Source organism: Haladaptatus sp. SPP-AMP-3, assembly GCF_049568665.1.
GTDB classification, from domain to species: Archaea; Halobacteriota; Halobacteria; order Halobacteriales; family Haladaptataceae; genus Haladaptatus; species Haladaptatus paucihalophilus.
Map to the genome: position 1 here is coordinate 274,675 of NZ_CP145897.1, position 15,518 is coordinate 290,192.

Genomic DNA, 15,518 nt, shown 5'->3' on the forward strand with positions numbered 1-15,518 from the left:
CGGGGGGATGAGAGGTACCGGCATGAACGATTCGGGGTTCGATTTGGACCTACAGGCGGCCGAACAGGAGATCGAATTCGACGAGGACGAGCGCGTCATCCTCGGTGTCCTCGACGGGACCACGGCTATCGCGGAACGCCTCGATGCAGTCGAACGCGGACACGTCCTCGTCCTCGCGGTGGACGGCGACCTCACCGAACTCGCGGCCGACCTCGCACCGGCGGTAAAAAAACAGGGCGGAAATCTGGTGCACTTTCGGAAGTTCCTCATCATCTCGCCACCCGGTATCGAAATCGATACGAGCGGACTCTGAGAACTGCCTGCACCTCGGAGGGAAACGGTGGGACATCACCGTTCGTGATGTACGTCAGGGGGGGAACCACAGGGTGGCCCAATCGGCAAAAACACACCAACAGTATATAAAAATTCCATTATGGATGCCAGAAATTTGCATTTTGAGTAGATTGGTCCAATTGATATGGAATTTGACAGCCGATTGCCCAAGAACGATAGTGCAAAGAATCCAATGGGTGTACAGGGCACTGCCGCCATGGAGCACCAACAGTCCCTCACCGAGTACGTTCTCCGGTCCGGAGCACGAACCGCAGTATTACAGGCAATCGTCGACGGCTGCGAAACGACACGCGCGCTGTTGAATCGGGATTTGGCGAGCGAATCCGCCGTCTACAACGCCCTCACGGAATTGGAAAATCGCGGACTGATTTACTCGCCACGCACCAAACGGTGGGCACCGACCGGAATCGGCTCGGTCGTATCCGCGCTCGTCCGCGAACAGCGGAAGACGGAACGAGTACTCCGAATCGACATCGACTACTGGAAACAACACGACGTCACCGCGTTGCCCTCCTCTGATTTGCTTCGTATAGCCGACCTCACCGGGGGAACCGTCGTTCGCGCGACCGACACCCATCCGTCGCGGGCCGTCCGCGAGGTGGAACGGCGACTCGAAACGACGACTTCCGCGTCCGTCATCGCGCCCATTTTCAACGAGCGATACTCCGACGCGCTCCTCGACGGCGACGGCGACGCGCGGCTCGTGCTGGCGACGGACGTCCTTCACTCCCTCCTCGCGACCACGGACGCCACGGTAGACGAAGACCTGAACGTTCGCGTGGCCGACGCTTCGTTCGCGCTGACGGTGACCGACGACAGCGTGTTGCTCTCGCTCCCGCTGTTGGACGGGTCCTACGATACGCAGACCGAGTTCGTCGTCGAGACCGACCGCGCACGTCGAAAGGCAAACGAACTGTTCGAGGCCGTCTGGGCCGACGCGAAACCCGCCGACGAGTACGTCGAGTCGATGGAGACGGACCTCACGTAGTGCCGTCGCCGTCGGGGGACGGAATCGTTGCCCCGTCGATTTATGCGCGTTGACCGACTAGTGAGAGTGTGCCACTGAAAGAAACCGCGTCCCCCACAGAGTATCGGGAAATCGACCGCTGGGACGGCGGCGTCGGCTGGCTCGCACACCCGGAGGAAACGATGGAACGAGCGAGCCACGCGCTCTCCATCGACGGCGACGTCTGGGTCATCGATCCGGTCGACGCACCGGGCATCGACGACCTGTTCGCCGAATTCGGAACGGTCGCGGGCGTCGTCGTCCTTCTCGACCGCCACACCCGCGATGCGAAGGAGATCGCACAGCGACACGATGTACCGGTGTACCTGCCGACGTGGGTCCGACGGAGCGTGAGCGGGGTCCCGGTCCGCCGGTTCGAGACGACGCTCGCCGCCACCGGACTGCGCGTGCTTCGACTGGTCGATAACCCGGCGTGGCAGGAAGCCGCGCTGTACGACGAGACGAACGGTACCCTCGTCGTCCCCGAATCCGTCGGCACCGCCGACTACTTCCGAACCGGCCGCGAGCGACTGGGCGTCCATCCGATGATTCGACTCCTGCCGCCGAGCGAACTCCGTGGGTTGACACCCGAACGGGTCCTCGTCGGACATGGCCTCGGTATCTTCGACGATGCCACGGTCGTCCTCGCGGATGCGCTCGACGGGTCCCGCAGACGATTCCCCTCGTTGTTGGCGAAGACCGTCCGCGGATTTGTATCGTCGTGATACCATAAGAATTGCAAATTGCCGATAGTTTTTTAGCATTTGCTCGATATGCACGACGTATGTGCCATGAGTGCCGGAATTTTTTCCCTCTAGTTGTAGAGGTGATCCGGTGACTATCTCGTTCGATTCCCGTCCGGACGGAATCGAAATTCGAGACCAAATCGAACGACGTACGTGCACGCTTCAGACGTTCGACGCTGTTCGACCTGTCTCGGCCGACACTCACTCGTTTCGTTTTCCCGTCGACCGCGCGATCCGTCTCTCGACCGATGGCCTTCGACTCCCGACACCGGCCGCCGTCTACGTCCGCGACGAAACCGGCGAGATGGTGGCGAGCGTCGAAGGGATGGCGAACGAGGAGCTCCCGTCGGGAAACTACACTATCGAGCTCTGTACCCCGATCAAACTGTATCTCGATGTCGAGGAATCGCTCGACATCGATGCGACGTTCGAGGACATCACGTTCCGGTTCGGGTCGAAGACGACCGTCGTCGTCGGTGGGCGGTCATCCCATCGACACCCGTCGGGAACGGTGACGACGACGAGCGACCCGACGGATATGATGGCGACCATCTCCTCGTTCGGGTCGGCGTTGAAGACGACCAGTCCGGAGCGGTCGTTTCCCACCCTCCGTGGGCACCCGCCGGTCGTCGAACTCGGCGACGAACTCCGCGTCCCGGACGCCTTGCAACCACCCGAAACGGGCGTGACCATCGAAGTGCCACCCGCGTACGAATCTATTTTCCCCGTCGCCTCGCTCGCGTACTACCTCGGTGCGACGGTCGTTCCGGGGAACGCCCCTCGAATCGTCACGGCCGATTTCGAACACCCGCTCGGTGGCGCTCGGGATTTCGAAAGCGAGGTCGAACGGGTGCTGAAACAGACGTTCCTCCTCGACTGCGTGACTCGGACGGAAGGACTGTATCCCATCGACCTCCACGAACGCCGAACGCTCGAATCGACGGTCGAACTCGATTTTGCGGCGCTGTACGACGCGTCGTTGGCGGAGCGCTTGGAAACGTACTTCACGATTCCCTACGGGGTGCTCGAGGAGTCTGTTCCCGATTGGCAGTTGACAACGCACGTCTCCTCAACGGCGACTAACGTCGAGATGCTTCCGTTCCTCGTGGACGACCTCGCCGTCATTCGAACGCCGCGAGTGACGGAGGTGTCCGCATCGGCGATACAGGTACCGGCGGTCGAACAGTTCGTTCGGGGGAATACCAGAAGCACGTCGGAAACGACGTCGAACCCGCGTACGTTCGTCGAACCGGAGCAAACCGACTCGCTCGAACAGGTGTGGGTCGGCGACGACGCGCCGGTCGGCGCGAGCAAAGCGACGATAATCGCGTTTCGCAACCGACTCGAACGAACGACCACGGACGGGGAGATAGCCATCACCGTCGTCTGCAACGACCGCGAGATGGACGAGGAACGGAACCTCGCGGACGAGGTGTACGGATCGGGACGAACCCTTCCGTTCGACGTGAGCGTCGAACACGATTTGACCGTCGCCGAACTGCGTTCCGTCCTCGAATCCGAGGCGCAGTTTCTCCACTACATCGGTCACATCGACGAGGGAGGATTCAACTGTCGTGACGGAGTGCTGGACGCGAGTGAACTCGACGACGTCGGCGTCGAAGCGTTCCTCCTTAACGCCTGCCAGTCGTTCGAACAGGGAATGGCGCTCATCGAGGGGGGAGCCATCGGCGGCGTCGTCACCCTGAGCGACGTCATAAACAGCGGTGCGGTTCGCGTCGGTAAGACGATGGCACGGTTGTTGAACCGTGGGTTCCCGCTCTGGGCGGCGTTGGACATCGCCCGCGACAGGAGCATCATCGGCGGTCAGTACACCGTCGTCGGAGACGGGAGCATCAACGTCGTTCAGACCGAGAGTATCGTTGCGGTCGTCTTGGACATCGAGTCGAGCGAAGGGTTGTTCAAGGTGACGCCGATAACGTACCTTCCCAAAGAGCAGGGAATGGGGTGTTTCGTGAGTTTACAGCACGCGAAGGTGGACGCTTCGTATCTGGCTTCCGGCCCACTAGAAAGTGTAACGCTGGAAAAGAACGAACTCCAACAGATGCTATTTCTGGAGAACGTTCCAGTTCATCTCGACGGGCGATTTACGTGGAGCCACGAAATCGATTTCGACGAGCTCTAGCTATCACATATTCGATTGAATGCGCCACGAAGTGGTGAAAATTACGTTCCACCGGAGCCGGTCGCGATAACGCCGACCGCGTTCCCGGCCTGTGAAAGGATGAGTACGATAGCGAACAGCACGCCGATCATACGAGGGTTCTCCGCCAGATACGTGGTTAGTTCTTTTTCTGCCATGCTCATACAACATATTCGATTATATATTAAATTTTCTATTATTGTAATGAAAAATATCCGAGAACTGTCGGTATTATATTATCATAATATTGTGGGAACTTAACCGTTATTAAATTATCACTTCCGGCGGTCGTTGGGCGACGCTGTTATCTCGATACGACACGAACGGCCCACCGTGGTCTTCCTCACCCGTGGATTGAGAGACGCACTCCTCGAACTCGCCGCGGACGCCGAACCGGAAAAGCTGACCGTCCCGCTGGCGATCACTCCGGCTAAGGAGTTGGACGGCGCGGACCATCTCGAAGCGGAGACGCCGGTATTCACCCATTTTTATCCCCCGAACACGGGTGGGTCGGTCGCGGCCGTCTTCGGTATGGACCTCTCGATTCCCGCCCGCCAGACACAGGGCAGGTTTATCTCCCACCCGCAAGGCCACCTCGAAGTCACGCAGACGGACGACTTACACGAGGTGGTGTTGGTCGCGGTTCCGCCGTGGACCGCGGAGATGGTGGCGGGGTTCGACCGGAGCGGCAGAAAACGAGAACTCGTTATCGTCGACGCGGAACCGCCCGTCGAACTACTCTAGATACCCCAGCTCGCGCAGTTGGTCCGTGATTTCGCTGAACTCGGATTCCGTCAGGCGGCCCTGTCGCTGGTGCTGAATGACGATGCTGCGGAGCAGGAACCGAACGAGGTCGCTCGTACTCGAAAAACTCGTTCCCTCTATCGTCTCGTCAACGCGGTCGGCGAGGTCTTTCGGAATGGAAACCGTCGTGTATTCGGTCATATCCCCCGGTTGGTCGTCCCATCGGTTATCGTTTGTGTCCCGCCGCTCCCGAGCGGCGTCGTCCACGACAAACAGCGGTTTGCGACCGTCCATTGACAGCGACCGACATATCTCTCGTCGCCGCGGTCGAACAGCGCGTCACAGCGACCCCCGGATACCGGTTCAGTCGATGAGGTCCTCGAACTCGGGCAGAACGTCGTCCGAATCGTCCTCCTCGTCCGCGTCGTCGGTGTCCGCCTCGGCGTCGGTTTCGTCGTCCGAATCGTCCTCTTCGAGTATCTCGACGTCGAGCACGGCGAGCGGGATATTCTCCAATCGCTGGCCGATCTCCTTGCGAGCGATGCGCGAGGCGTGTTCCTCTCGCTCGACGTTGAACACCGTCATCTCGAGCTCCAAGGCGACGAGCGCCTCGTCGGCGGCGATGAACGCCGGTGGGAGTTCCTCCCCGGACGGCGACGTTCGTGACCCCATGTTTATTTCGACGTAGTTCAGGTCGGGATTGAGCATCTCGCCGGTCTTCGAGATGGCGATTCGCACCGCCTCGTCCGGCGTTTTCACGTCGTATACCGGTATCGCGGCTTCGACGACAACTCTACAGTTCATAATCCCAACGGTAATTGCACAGCCAGGAGTATGAATTTTCGCCCTTTTCGGGCGTCATGACAGGTCACACCAGCACTTATGTCCGTTTCGTACACACCAGTAGCAATGAGTTTCCCACCGGTCGTGGACGGCCACAACGACACGCTCCTCCGATTGCACGGAATCGACGACCCCGTGGCGGCGTTCGCGCGAGGCACCGAGGAGATGCACATCGACCGCCCGCGCGCCCGCGAAGCGGGACTCGGCGTCGGCTTCTTCGCCACGTTCGTTTCGGGCGGCGACGAACACGAACTCCGATGGACGGACGACGGCTACGAGTTCCGCATCCCGGACGCGCTGGACCACGACGGCGCGCGGGCGACCACCTATCGAATGCTCGAATTGTTCCACCGCCTTGCCGCGGAGATTGACGACTTCCGCGTCGTCCGCTCCCTCGACGACTTCGACGCCTGCCTCGAAACCGGCGACCTCGGTGCGGTGGCACACATCGAAGGTGCGGAAGGCGTCGCACCGGACTGCTCGAACCTCGACTTCCTCTACGCCGCGGGCGTCCGTTCCATCGGCCCGGTGTGGAGCCGCCCGAACGCCTTCGGCGAGGGCGTCCCCACGAAATACCCGAGCAGCCCCGACATCGGCGGGGGATTGACTGACGCGGGCCGCGACCTCGTTCGGGCCTGTGAGGAGCGCGGCATCGTCGTCGACTGTGCGCACCTGACCGAAGCGGGATTCTGGGACGTCGCCGAGACGAGCGATGCACCCCTCGTCGCGTCGCACACCGGTGCACACGCACTCTCACCCCACTCAAGAAACCTAACCGACGAACAGATAGACGCCGTGGCCGACTCGAACGGCGTCGTCGGTATCGGCTTTCTGGAGACCGTCCTGTCCGACGAACCGAACCCGGAGGCGACCGCGACCATGGCCGACCTCGCGGACCACATCGAGTACGTCGCCGACCGCGTCGGGAGTTCCCACGTCGTGCTCGGGTCGGATTTCGACGGCGCGCGGATACCGGACGACGTGGGCGACGTGACCGGACTTCCCGACGTGCTGGCGGCGCTTCGGGAACGCGGGTTCAGCGAGGACGACGTTGCGAAAGTAGCCCACGAAAACTGGCGACGCGTGCTGGCCGAGACGTGGTGAATCGAAAGAGTTGCTTGCCTTCGATGCCGACACCCGGCCGATGGAAACCGGTTCGATACCCGTCGAGGACCTCCCGGGTGGGTTCGACCTGCAATCGACCGTCGAGAGCGGCCAGAGCTACCTCTGGCGGCGCGAAGACGGTCGGATGTACGAGACGACGCACGCCTACGGCGGGTCCGCGTGGTACTACGCCGTCCGTGACGGCGAGGTCGTCCGCGCCCGCCAGCGAGACGGCCTGTTGGAGTGGGAATCGACGACCGACGCCGAATCGCTCCTCGTATCGCTCCTCCGACTGAACGACGATTTGGACGCGATACGCGACGCGACGCCCGAGGACTCGCTCGTCGAAACCGCCTACGACGAGTATCGGGGGATGCGAATCGTCCACGACCCGTTCTTTCCGTGTCTGGTCTCGTTCATCTGCTCGGCCCAGATGCGCGTGAGTCGCATCTACGACATGCAGACCGCGCTGGCTCGCCGGTTCGGGGATAGCGTCGAGTTCGACGGGGAGACGTACCACGAGTTCCCGACGCCGACGCAGTTGGCCGCGGCCGACGAATCGGACCTCCGAGCGTTGAAACTGGGCTATCGAGCGCCGTACGTCAGGAAGTCGGCCGACCTGCTCGCGTCCGGTGAAGTGACCGCGGAAGACGTGCAGGGATTGCCCTACGAGGACGCCCGCGACGCCATGCAAGCGTTCGTGGGCGTCGGCGACAAGGTGGCCGACTGCGTGCTCCTGTTCGCGCTCGGCTATCTGGAAGCCGTGCCGCTCGATACGTGGATTCAGAGCGCCATCGAGGAGCACTATCCTCACTGTAACCGCGGATCGTACCGGAACACCTCGCGGGCGATTCGAGAGCAGTTCGGTGGCGAGTACGCCGGATACGCCCAAACGTACGTGTTTCACTACTTGCGGAGTTGAGCCGATTGTCCCTCTGTGAAACAGTTCAGTCGAAAATTATTTCGTCGGACCGTGGAGAGTGATGTCATGGCAACGAATCTACTCGGATTCTTCCTTGCGTTTCTCCTCGGCGTGGCGGTTTCGGGCACCGGCGCGTATTTCGCACTCAGGTCGTTCGTTTATCAAGAACTCGACCTCACGAAGGAGGAGATACGAACGGCGGTCAAACACCTCGCCTACGAGCGACTGCCGTCCGAGGAGTGACCCGCTCCGAGAATCGCCGATTCGAACGTCGGACGGCCCCGACCGTTTTGTGGCTCGGATTCGAACGTCCGGTATGGCAGACCGAACCCGCGCACACGTGTTCGTCTCGGGGAAGGTACAGGGCGTCTACTACCGGGCGAACACCCGCGACACCGCACAGGGGAAGGGACTCGACGGCTGGGTGCAGAACCTTGCCGACGGGCGCGTCGAAGCCGTCTTCGAGGGTCCCGAGTCGGCGGTCGAGGAAATGGTCGAGTGGTGTCACACGGGCAGTCCCGCCGCCGACGTGGACGACGTGACGGTCGATTACGCGTCACCCGAGGGCGAGGACGGATTCCGGATTCGGCGGTAGCGCCCCGGCGAACGCGAACGAATGCTTTTAAGGCCCGCTGTCGGAAACAGTTCGGTATGGCAATCAAACCCGACTACGTGAAAAAGACAGGGAACATCCTGTTGGAACGATACCCGAGCGCGTTTACGAAGGACTTCGACCAGAACAAGGACAGCGTCGAACAGTTGACCAACATCGGCTCGAAGGGCGTCCGCAACCGAATCGCTGGCTACGTCACGCGCAAGAAAGAATAACTCTCCTTCATTTCGGGCTCGCTTTGGGCTCGCTTTTCATCGGTAACGAACAGCACTGCGAGCCGTCTCAGTCGTCACCGACCACTCCCGTCACCCGCGAGAACTCGGTACAGCCACACCGCTCGCACTCGCCCGCATCGGTCGGGAGGACGTACGTGCCGTCCTCACGAACGCGGACGGAATACGGCTGCCCACATTCCTCACAGGTGACGAACTCCCAATCCATACGACTCCTGAGGTATCACTCAGTATATGAGTCTTCCCCGCCCGCCTCACGGCAAACACCGACACCGTCGAAAGCTACTTGCACACTCCTGCTATCGGTTCGCACATGAGTGTCAACGTTGGTATTCTGGGTGGAACCGGTGCGGTCGGACAGCGATTCATTCAACTGCTCGACGGGCATCCCGAGTTCGAACTGACGACGGTAACCGCGAGCGACGCGAGCGCCGGAAAACCCTACCGGGAGGCGGCGAAGTGGCGCATCGACTCCCCGATTCCGGAGTACGTCGGCGACATCGAAGTACGCGCGACCGACCCGAGTGACGTTCCGGACGATGTAGACCTCCTCTTTTCTTCACTTCCCTCCGGAGTCGCCGCGGACGTCGAACCGAAGTTCACCGAGGCGGGCTACGTCGTCTCCTCGAACTCCTCGAACAGTCGGATGGCCGAGGACGTTCCGCTCGTCATCCCGGAGGTCAACGCGGACCACCTGAACCTCATCGAAGTCCAGCGCGACGAGCGCGGATGGGACGGCGCGCTCGTGAAGAACCCGAACTGCTCGACCATCACCATGGTTCCGACGCTCGCCGCGCTCGACACCTTCGGCTTGGAGCGCGTGCACGTCTCGACCCTGCAGGCCGTCTCCGGCGCGGGCTACGACGGTGTGACGTCGATGGAGATTATCGACAACGTGATACCCCACATCGGCGGCGAGGAGGACAAGATGGTGACCGAACCGAAGAAGCTCCTCGGGTCGTTCGACGGGAGCGAAGTCGTCCAGCACGACGTGGACGTGGCGGCCTCCTGTAACCGCGTCCCGACGCTCGACGGCCACCTCGAAAACGTGTGGGCCGAAACCGCCGAGGAGATCACGAAGGCGAGCGCCGAAGCGGCGTTCGCGGAGGCGACTACCCTCGACCTGCCGAGCGCACCCGACCCGCTCATCGAGGTGTTCGAGGACCCGGACCGCCCGCAACCCCGTCTCGACCGCACCATCGGTAACGGCATGCAAATCGCCGTCGGCGGCGTGCAGGAAACGCCCGCCGGAATCCAGTACAACTGCCTTGCACACAACACGATTCGCGGAGCCGCCGGTGCCAGCGTGCTGAACGGCGAACTACTCGTCGAAGAAGGCTGGGTATAGAAGGATCGTCGAAAGGGGATGACGGGGTATAGAAGCAATCGCGGTTCGTTTTTTCGGCGGCTAGGGGACCAGATAGCGGAGCAAAACCCCGTCGTCCACGCGCTCGACCGAATCGAGGTCGAGGTCCGGGAACGATTTTCGTTCGACGAAGCCGTCGCCGTCCGCGAGCGTCGGCGCGTCGCGGCCGCCGATGACCAGCGACCCGACGTAGAGGCGGAGTTCGTCCACCAGTCCGCCGTCGAACAGCGAGAAGATGAGTTCGCCGCCGCCCTCGACCATCACCCGTTTCGTCCCCCGCGATTCGAGTTCCGAGAAGGCCTGCCCGAGCGCGACGCGACCGTTTCCGGCGACCACGACGTCCGCCCCCGCCTCCCGGAGCGCCCGGACGTTCCGGTTCGGCGCGCTCTCGGCGACGAAGACGAGCGTGTCTGCCCTGTCGTCCAACACCCCCGCGTCGAGCGGCGTTCGCGCCCGCGAGTCCGCGACGACGCGGACCGGATTGGCCCCGTCGTCGGCGGTCAGGGATGGGTCGTCCGCGAGGACGGTGCCGACGCCGACGACGATGGCGTCGCTTTCGACCCGCAGGTCGTCCACCCGGTCGAAGTCGTCCGCGCCGCTGATGGCGATCTGCTCGCGCTGGCGGGAGGAGAGTTTTCCATCGGCGCTCATCGCGGCGTTGACGACCACGTGCATGTTCCGGGGTACGCTTCGGCGGTGAAAACCGCTTTCGGTGTCGCGGAAGGAAGAACGGTCGCTTCGTCGGAACGATCTCGGTTTTGGTGTGAATGGTTTTGTGATTGCAGTTGCTGGAAAACAAACCGCCCCGAAAGACCCCGCCCGGTTCCACGAACGACGAAAGAGCAAGGGGGACATTGTCGGAACGAAGCTCCGATTGAGATCGCTCTGCACAGGAGCGTTTGACTCCGTTGTGATTTCAGTAGCCGAACGGCACTGAAGACCGCCACCGCACCACGACAACCACACCCTCCCCAGCCGATTCCCTCCGCCGCGACTGAAAGGAGCGGCGTCACTCATCCCTCGCACGATTCTTCCGAGGTGGTTCGACCGACCGTTGGTCGAACCACCTCGACAGCGCGCGCCACCCGGTTAGACAGGCTGGCCGATACAAACCCGCCGCACGGCGCGCGAAGGCGTACGGTAGTGCACCCGTGCGAGGAGTCGGTTGGGGGGGAGTATGGCGCGGTGGCGGTCTTCACTATTGCTCGGCAGTTGTAACCACGATACTACCAGAACAACTCGGAGCGAACGAGAGCGTTCAACGCGGTTTGGGCCACCGTTGTTGTTGCATATTTGAAACCAAAGAGCTATCGTCCCAAAATATGTTCATCTTCCACGAACGAGCCATGGACGGAAAATCGATTCAAATCGGTGGGATTGGGACGCTTCTCTTCGGAATTTATATGGTGATTTTAGCCGGCGTATTTGTCTCAGAGGGCAGTCCCGCCCTTGGCCCAATACTCGTGTATTTGAGCATTCCAATCGCGCTCCTCGGGATTATTTTGACAGCGATTGGCACATACTGAGAGAAACGAGCGTTCGACCCCCCATCTCCTTCCCTCACATCTAGCGACGACGAACACTTTTAATCCATCCCGTCCCAACTTCGAGTGATGAACGTCGACGACCATGCCGAGGCGCTCGCCTCCGACCTCGGTGTTGACAAAGAGGAGGTCAAAGCCGACCTGCAGAACCTCATCGAGTACAGCGTCCCGATAGACGAAGCCAAACAGAGCCTTCGCCGAAAGTACGGCGACGGTGGCGGCGGAAGTTCCGCCCCCTCCACCGCCGATATCGCCGACGTGACGACCGACATGGGCAACGTCACCATCACCGCGAAGGTGCTCACCGTGGGCAAGCGCTCGATTCGCTATCAGGGTAACGAACAGACCATCTTCGAGGGCGAACTCGCCGACGAGACGGGGAAGATATCCTACACCGCGTGGAACGACTTCAACCTCAGCGCGGGGCAGGTCATCACCGCGGGTAACGCCGGGGTCCGCGAGTGGGAGGGAAAACCGGAACTCAACCTCGGGGACAGCACCAACGTCGCCCGCGAGGAGACCGACCTCGACGTGCCGTACACGGTCGGCGGCGACGCGACGCTGGCCGAGGTGACGCCGGGGGACCGCGGCGTCGCGCTGGAAGTGACCGTCCTCGAAGTCGAGAACAAGGTCATCGACGGACGGGACGGCGAGACGGAGATAAAGAGCGGCGTCGTCGCCGACGAGTCCGCGCGCTTGCCGTTCACCGACTGGGAGGCGCGCGAGGAGGTGACGGAAGGAGCGGGGCTTCGTGTGGACAACGTGTACGTCCGCGAGTTCCGCGGCGTGCCGTCCATCAACTTCTCGGAGTTCACGACGGTCGAATCCCTCGCGCGCGACGTGGACGTGAACGACAGCGCGACGCGAATGTCCGTCCGCGAGGCGGTCGAAACCGGCGGCGCGTTCGACGTGGAGGTCCTCGGCAACATCGTCGCGGTCCGCGACGGGTCGGGACTCATCCAGCGCTGTCCCGAATGCGGCCGCGTCGTGCAGAAAGGACAGTGCAGAAGCCACGGCCAAGTGGACGGCCGAGACGACCTGCGCGTGAAGGCCATCGTGGACGACGGGACGGGCACCGTCACCGCGATTTTGGACGACGAACTCACCGCCGAGGTGTACGGCGGCGGCCTCGAAAAGGCCCGTCAGCAGGCGCGCGACGCGATGGACCAGGAGGTCGTCGCGGACACCATCCGCGAGAAAATCGTCGGCCACGAGTACCGCGTCCGCGGTAACCTGTCGGTGGACGACTACGGTGCGAACCTCGAAGCGAGCGAGTTCGCCGAGACGGACGACGACCCGATCGACCGCGCCAAGGCCTTCCTCGCGGAGGTGGACGCATGAGTTCGCAGGGTGGCGTCGGTCGTCGGGAAGTTGCATGGCGAATCTTCGCGGCCGAGTACGACGATTCCTCGCTCGAACACTCGGACAGCGACGAGGAGCGCGCCCCGAACTACGTCGTCACGCCGACGGGCGCGCGAATCAACCGCCTGTTCGTCGTCGGCGTGCTGACCGAAATAGAGCAGGTCGGCGACGACGTGCTCCGCGCCCGCATCGTGGACCCGACGGGCGGCTTCGTCGTCTACGCCGGGCAGTACCAGCCGGACGCGCTCGCGTTCCTCGAACGCGCCGACCCGCCGATGTTCGTCGCGGTGACGGGCAAGGCGCGGACCTTCCAACCCGAGGATTCGGACCTCGTGTACACCTCGATTCGTCCCGAGAGTATGAACGCGGTGGACGCCGAAACGCGCGACCGGTGGGTGGTCCAGACCGCGGAACAGACCCTTTCGCGCATCGAAACGTTCGCGGGCGCGCTCGACTCCGGCCAGTACGGCGAGGAACTTCGACGGGCGCTCGAAGCCGCCGACGTGGACACGGGACTGGCGGCCGGTGTGCCGCTGGCGCTCGACCACTACCGAACGAGCACGCCGTACCTCGCGGAACTGCAGAACGTCGCGCTCGACGCCACGCGAGTCGTCGCGGGCGAACGTGACGAAGTTGGGACGCTCGACGCGTCGCCGGACGAACCCGGCGACGCGATGCTCGATGTGGACGTCTCGCTCGACACCGCGGCGGTCGAAACTGGAGCGAGCGAAACGGAATCCCCGGCCAACGAACCCGAAACGTCGGCCGAGTTCGACGCGGAAGCCGGTTCGGACTCGGGAGCCGAAGCGGAAACGGAATCAGCGGCGTTCGAATCGAGCGACACCGGGCCGACCGACGCCGACCTGACCGACGCCGAACCGGCGGAACCGAAATCGACGTTCGAGACGGAACCCGAACCGGCGGACGAACCGGCCGCGGAAACGACGGTTCCCGACGCCGACCCCGAACCGGAGACGCCTCCGGCAGAGGCCCGCGAACCCGCGGAGACGGACGAACCGGTCGAACCGGAACCCGTCGGCGAAACCGGCGTGGAGGAGTTCGACGCGGAACCGTCGGACGAGACGTCCGTGAGCGACTCCGGCGAGTCCGCGGACGACCTCGGCGATTTCGACGCCGGACCGTCGGACGAGGAGGACGGTCCCGACGACTTCGACCAGCCGATGGGCGAGGACGTCAGCGGCGAGATGTACGAGTTCGACGAGGGCGAGCGCGAGCAGATAGAGGAGGAGTTCGGCACCGAGTTCACCACCGGCGCGGAGGTCGGCGAACCCGGCGAGGGCGACATCGAGACGCCGGAACCGGCCCAGGAGATGGAGGCGGAATCGGAGGCGGACCCCGAATCCGACACCGCCGCCGAACCGGCCGAAGCGACCGGCACGGACGCCGACGCGGCGCAACCGGAGCAGACCGAAGCGACCGAACCGGAACCGACGCCGAGCGAGGATAGCGGGACAGAATCGGCGACGGAAACGGAACCCGAATCGGCGGGCGGGGGCGACGGCGACAAGCCGGTTCCCGAGAACCTCGAAAACACGGTGATGGAAGTCATGCGGGGGATGAACGACGGCGACGGCGTGGAGCACGAGCGCCTGCTCGCCAGCGTGGTCGATTCCTACGACGTGACGCCCGCGGACGTCGATGACGCGCTCCAAGACGCGCTGATGGCCGGACGGTGTTACGAATCCGGCGAGGAGACCCTGAAGCCCATCTGATGGCGCTGGTCGAACCGGTCCCCGGCGAACCCGCCGCGACCGCGACGCTCGGCGACGAGCGGGCGCTCGTCGTGGCGGACTACCACGCCGGAATCGAGGACGGCCTCCGATACGAACAGGGCATCAACCTCGATAGCCGCGCGGGAGAGCGCCGGGAGCGGATGGTATCGCTGGTCGAACGCACCGACCCGGACCGGGTAGTCGTCCTCGGCGACCTCATGCACTCCATCGCCGGACCGGGGGGTGCCGAACGCGGCGAAATCGAGGTATTCCTCGAATCCATCGACCTCCCGGTGACGCTGGTCAAGGGAAACCACGACGGCGACATCGAATCGTGGATCGACTGCTCGGTGACGCCGGGCGACGGAATCCGGCTCGGCGACGTGGGATTCGTTCACGGGCACACGTGGCCGAGCAGGGACGTGCTTTCCGCGGACGTGGTGTGCGTCGGTCACGAACACCCGTGCGTGCGGTTGGAGGATTCCGTCGGCGGCAGTCGAATCGAGCGCGTCTGGTTGCGCGGCGGGCTGAATCCGAGCGCGTTCGAGGAACAGTACGGTGAAGAAGAAGCGTCGGAGGTGGCGGGCGGCGGCGAACTGATAGTCTTCCCCGCGTTCAACGACCTGACGGGTGGAACGTGGGTCAACGTCGCGGGCCAGGACTTCCTCGCACCGTTCCTGCCCGACGGTCTTTCCGACGGAGAGGCGTACCTGCTGGACGGCGCGCGGTTGGGTCGGTACGACGCGATTTGAACGGCCGTGCGTGTTTTCATCCCGCACGGTGTTGG

20 protein-coding genes are annotated in these 15,518 nt (G+C 63.0%); 15 read left to right on the plus strand and 5 right to left on the minus strand.

Going from position 1 to position 15,518, the window contains the following annotated elements:
* Nucleotides 1-22: 22 nt before the first annotated feature.
* The 4 genes from V5735_RS01790 to V5735_RS01805 all read left to right on the plus strand — a co-directional run bounded on the left by V5735_RS01790 (nt 23) and on the right by V5735_RS01805 (nt 4,249).
* The gene (locus V5735_RS01790; protein ID WP_423744800.1) at nt 23-313 is read left to right on the plus strand and encodes a DUF5779 family protein; all 291 of its coding nucleotides are present in this window, start codon (nt 23-25) and stop codon (nt 311-313) included.
* A gap of 237 nt (nt 314-550) precedes the next feature.
* Nucleotides 551-1,342, plus strand: a complete 792-nt coding sequence (locus V5735_RS01795; RefSeq protein ID WP_423744801.1) for a helix-turn-helix transcriptional regulator — start codon at nt 551-553, stop codon at nt 1,340-1,342.
* Between the two features lie 68 nt (nt 1,343-1,410).
* Entirely contained in the window at nt 1,411-2,085 is a 675-nt protein-coding gene (locus tag V5735_RS01800) for a hypothetical protein (RefSeq protein WP_423744802.1), read from the plus strand.
* A gap of 109 nt (nt 2,086-2,194) precedes the next feature.
* The gene (locus V5735_RS01805; protein WP_423744803.1) at nt 2,195-4,249 is read left to right on the plus strand and encodes a hypothetical protein; all 2,055 of its coding nucleotides are present in this window, start codon (nt 2,195-2,197) and stop codon (nt 4,247-4,249) included.
* Between the two features lie 41 nt (nt 4,250-4,290).
* On the opposite strand, the gene V5735_RS01810 is transcribed toward V5735_RS01805, so the two are convergent.
* Nucleotides 4,291-4,425 (minus strand): DUF7503 family protein, encoded by a 135-nt coding sequence (locus tag V5735_RS01810; protein ID WP_423744804.1) that lies wholly within the window; start codon nt 4,423-4,425, stop codon nt 4,291-4,293.
* 175 nt (nt 4,426-4,600) lie between these two features.
* Between V5735_RS01810 and V5735_RS01815 the strand changes: the two genes are divergently transcribed.
* On the plus strand, nt 4,601-5,011 hold the full coding sequence (locus tag V5735_RS01815) for a hypothetical protein (protein WP_423744805.1): 411 nt from the start codon (nt 4,601-4,603) through the stop codon (nt 5,009-5,011).
* Here the strand turns inward: V5735_RS01815 and V5735_RS01820 are convergent.
* Nucleotides 5,003-5,212 carry a ribbon-helix-helix domain-containing protein gene (locus V5735_RS01820; protein ID WP_007982604.1) on the minus strand — a complete coding sequence of 70 codons (210 nt, stop codon included), beginning with the start codon at nt 5,210-5,212 and terminating at the stop codon, nt 5,003-5,005. The two genes, V5735_RS01815 and V5735_RS01820, sit on opposite strands and share 9 nt — an antisense overlap.
* Before the next feature lie 162 nt (nt 5,213-5,374).
* Nucleotides 5,375-5,815 carry a DUF555 domain-containing protein gene (locus tag V5735_RS01825; RefSeq protein ID WP_423744806.1) on the minus strand — a complete coding sequence of 147 codons (441 nt, stop codon included), beginning with the start codon at nt 5,813-5,815 and terminating at the stop codon, nt 5,375-5,377.
* A 105-nt stretch (nt 5,816-5,920) separates the two neighbouring features.
* Between V5735_RS01825 and V5735_RS01830 the strand changes: the two genes are divergently transcribed.
* The 5 genes from V5735_RS01830 to V5735_RS01850 all read left to right on the plus strand — a co-directional run bounded on the left by V5735_RS01830 (nt 5,921) and on the right by V5735_RS01850 (nt 8,708).
* The gene (locus V5735_RS01830) at nt 5,921-6,958 is read left to right on the plus strand and encodes a dipeptidase (RefSeq protein WP_423744807.1); all 1,038 of its coding nucleotides are present in this window, start codon (nt 5,921-5,923) and stop codon (nt 6,956-6,958) included.
* A 40-nt stretch (nt 6,959-6,998) separates the two neighbouring features.
* Nucleotides 6,999-7,880, plus strand: a complete 882-nt coding sequence (locus V5735_RS01835; protein ID WP_423746048.1) for a DNA-3-methyladenine glycosylase family protein — start codon at nt 6,999-7,001, stop codon at nt 7,878-7,880.
* Between the two features lie 66 nt (nt 7,881-7,946).
* The gene (locus V5735_RS01840) at nt 7,947-8,123 is read left to right on the plus strand and encodes a hypothetical protein (RefSeq protein ID WP_423744808.1); all 177 of its coding nucleotides are present in this window, start codon (nt 7,947-7,949) and stop codon (nt 8,121-8,123) included.
* A 73-nt stretch (nt 8,124-8,196) separates the two neighbouring features.
* Complete coding sequence (locus tag V5735_RS01845) at nt 8,197-8,475, plus strand: acylphosphatase (protein WP_423744809.1); 279 nt, start codon at nt 8,197-8,199, stop codon at nt 8,473-8,475.
* Between the two features lie 56 nt (nt 8,476-8,531).
* Complete coding sequence (locus V5735_RS01850; RefSeq protein ID WP_007982611.1) at nt 8,532-8,708, plus strand: 30S ribosomal protein S17e; 177 nt, start codon at nt 8,532-8,534, stop codon at nt 8,706-8,708.
* A gap of 67 nt (nt 8,709-8,775) precedes the next feature.
* Here V5735_RS01850 and V5735_RS01855 read toward each other — a convergent pair whose 3' ends face one another.
* Entirely contained in the window at nt 8,776-8,934 is a 159-nt protein-coding gene (locus tag V5735_RS01855) for a hypothetical protein (protein ID WP_423744810.1), read from the minus strand.
* A 105-nt stretch (nt 8,935-9,039) separates the two neighbouring features.
* Between V5735_RS01855 and asd the strand changes: the two genes are divergently transcribed.
* A complete protein-coding gene (asd, locus tag V5735_RS01860) occupies nt 9,040-10,074 on the plus strand; it encodes an aspartate-semialdehyde dehydrogenase (RefSeq protein WP_423744811.1) in 1,035 nt (344 codons plus the stop codon).
* A gap of 60 nt (nt 10,075-10,134) precedes the next feature.
* Here the strand turns inward: asd and V5735_RS01865 are convergent, their stop codons facing one another.
* Nucleotides 10,135-10,767: a 2,5-diamino-6-(ribosylamino)-4(3H)-pyrimidinone 5'-phosphate reductase gene (locus V5735_RS01865; RefSeq protein WP_423744812.1), complete on the minus strand. Its 633-nt coding sequence runs from the start codon at nt 10,765-10,767 to the stop codon at nt 10,135-10,137.
* Nucleotides 10,768-11,414: 647 nt separating this feature from the next.
* On the opposite strand from V5735_RS01865, the gene V5735_RS01870 reads away from it, so the two are divergent.
* From V5735_RS01870 to V5735_RS01885, 4 genes are all read left to right on the plus strand, one after another.
* The gene (locus tag V5735_RS01870) at nt 11,415-11,618 is read left to right on the plus strand and encodes a hypothetical protein (RefSeq protein ID WP_423744813.1); all 204 of its coding nucleotides are present in this window, start codon (nt 11,415-11,417) and stop codon (nt 11,616-11,618) included.
* 87 nt (nt 11,619-11,705) lie between these two features.
* A complete protein-coding gene (locus tag V5735_RS01875; protein WP_423744814.1) occupies nt 11,706-12,977 on the plus strand; it encodes a Single-stranded DNA binding protein in 1,272 nt (423 codons plus the stop codon).
* Nucleotides 12,974-14,731, plus strand: coding sequence for a hypothetical protein (locus V5735_RS01880; RefSeq protein WP_423744815.1), 1,758 nt, complete (start codon nt 12,974-12,976; stop codon nt 14,729-14,731). The genes V5735_RS01875 and V5735_RS01880 overlap by 4 nt, the downstream gene beginning before the upstream one ends.
* On the plus strand, nt 14,731-15,483 hold the full coding sequence (locus V5735_RS01885; protein WP_423744816.1) for a metallophosphoesterase: 753 nt from the start codon (nt 14,731-14,733) through the stop codon (nt 15,481-15,483). Before V5735_RS01880 ends, V5735_RS01885 begins: the two co-directional genes overlap by 1 nt.
* The last annotated feature ends 35 nt before the right edge of the window (nt 15,484-15,518 follow it).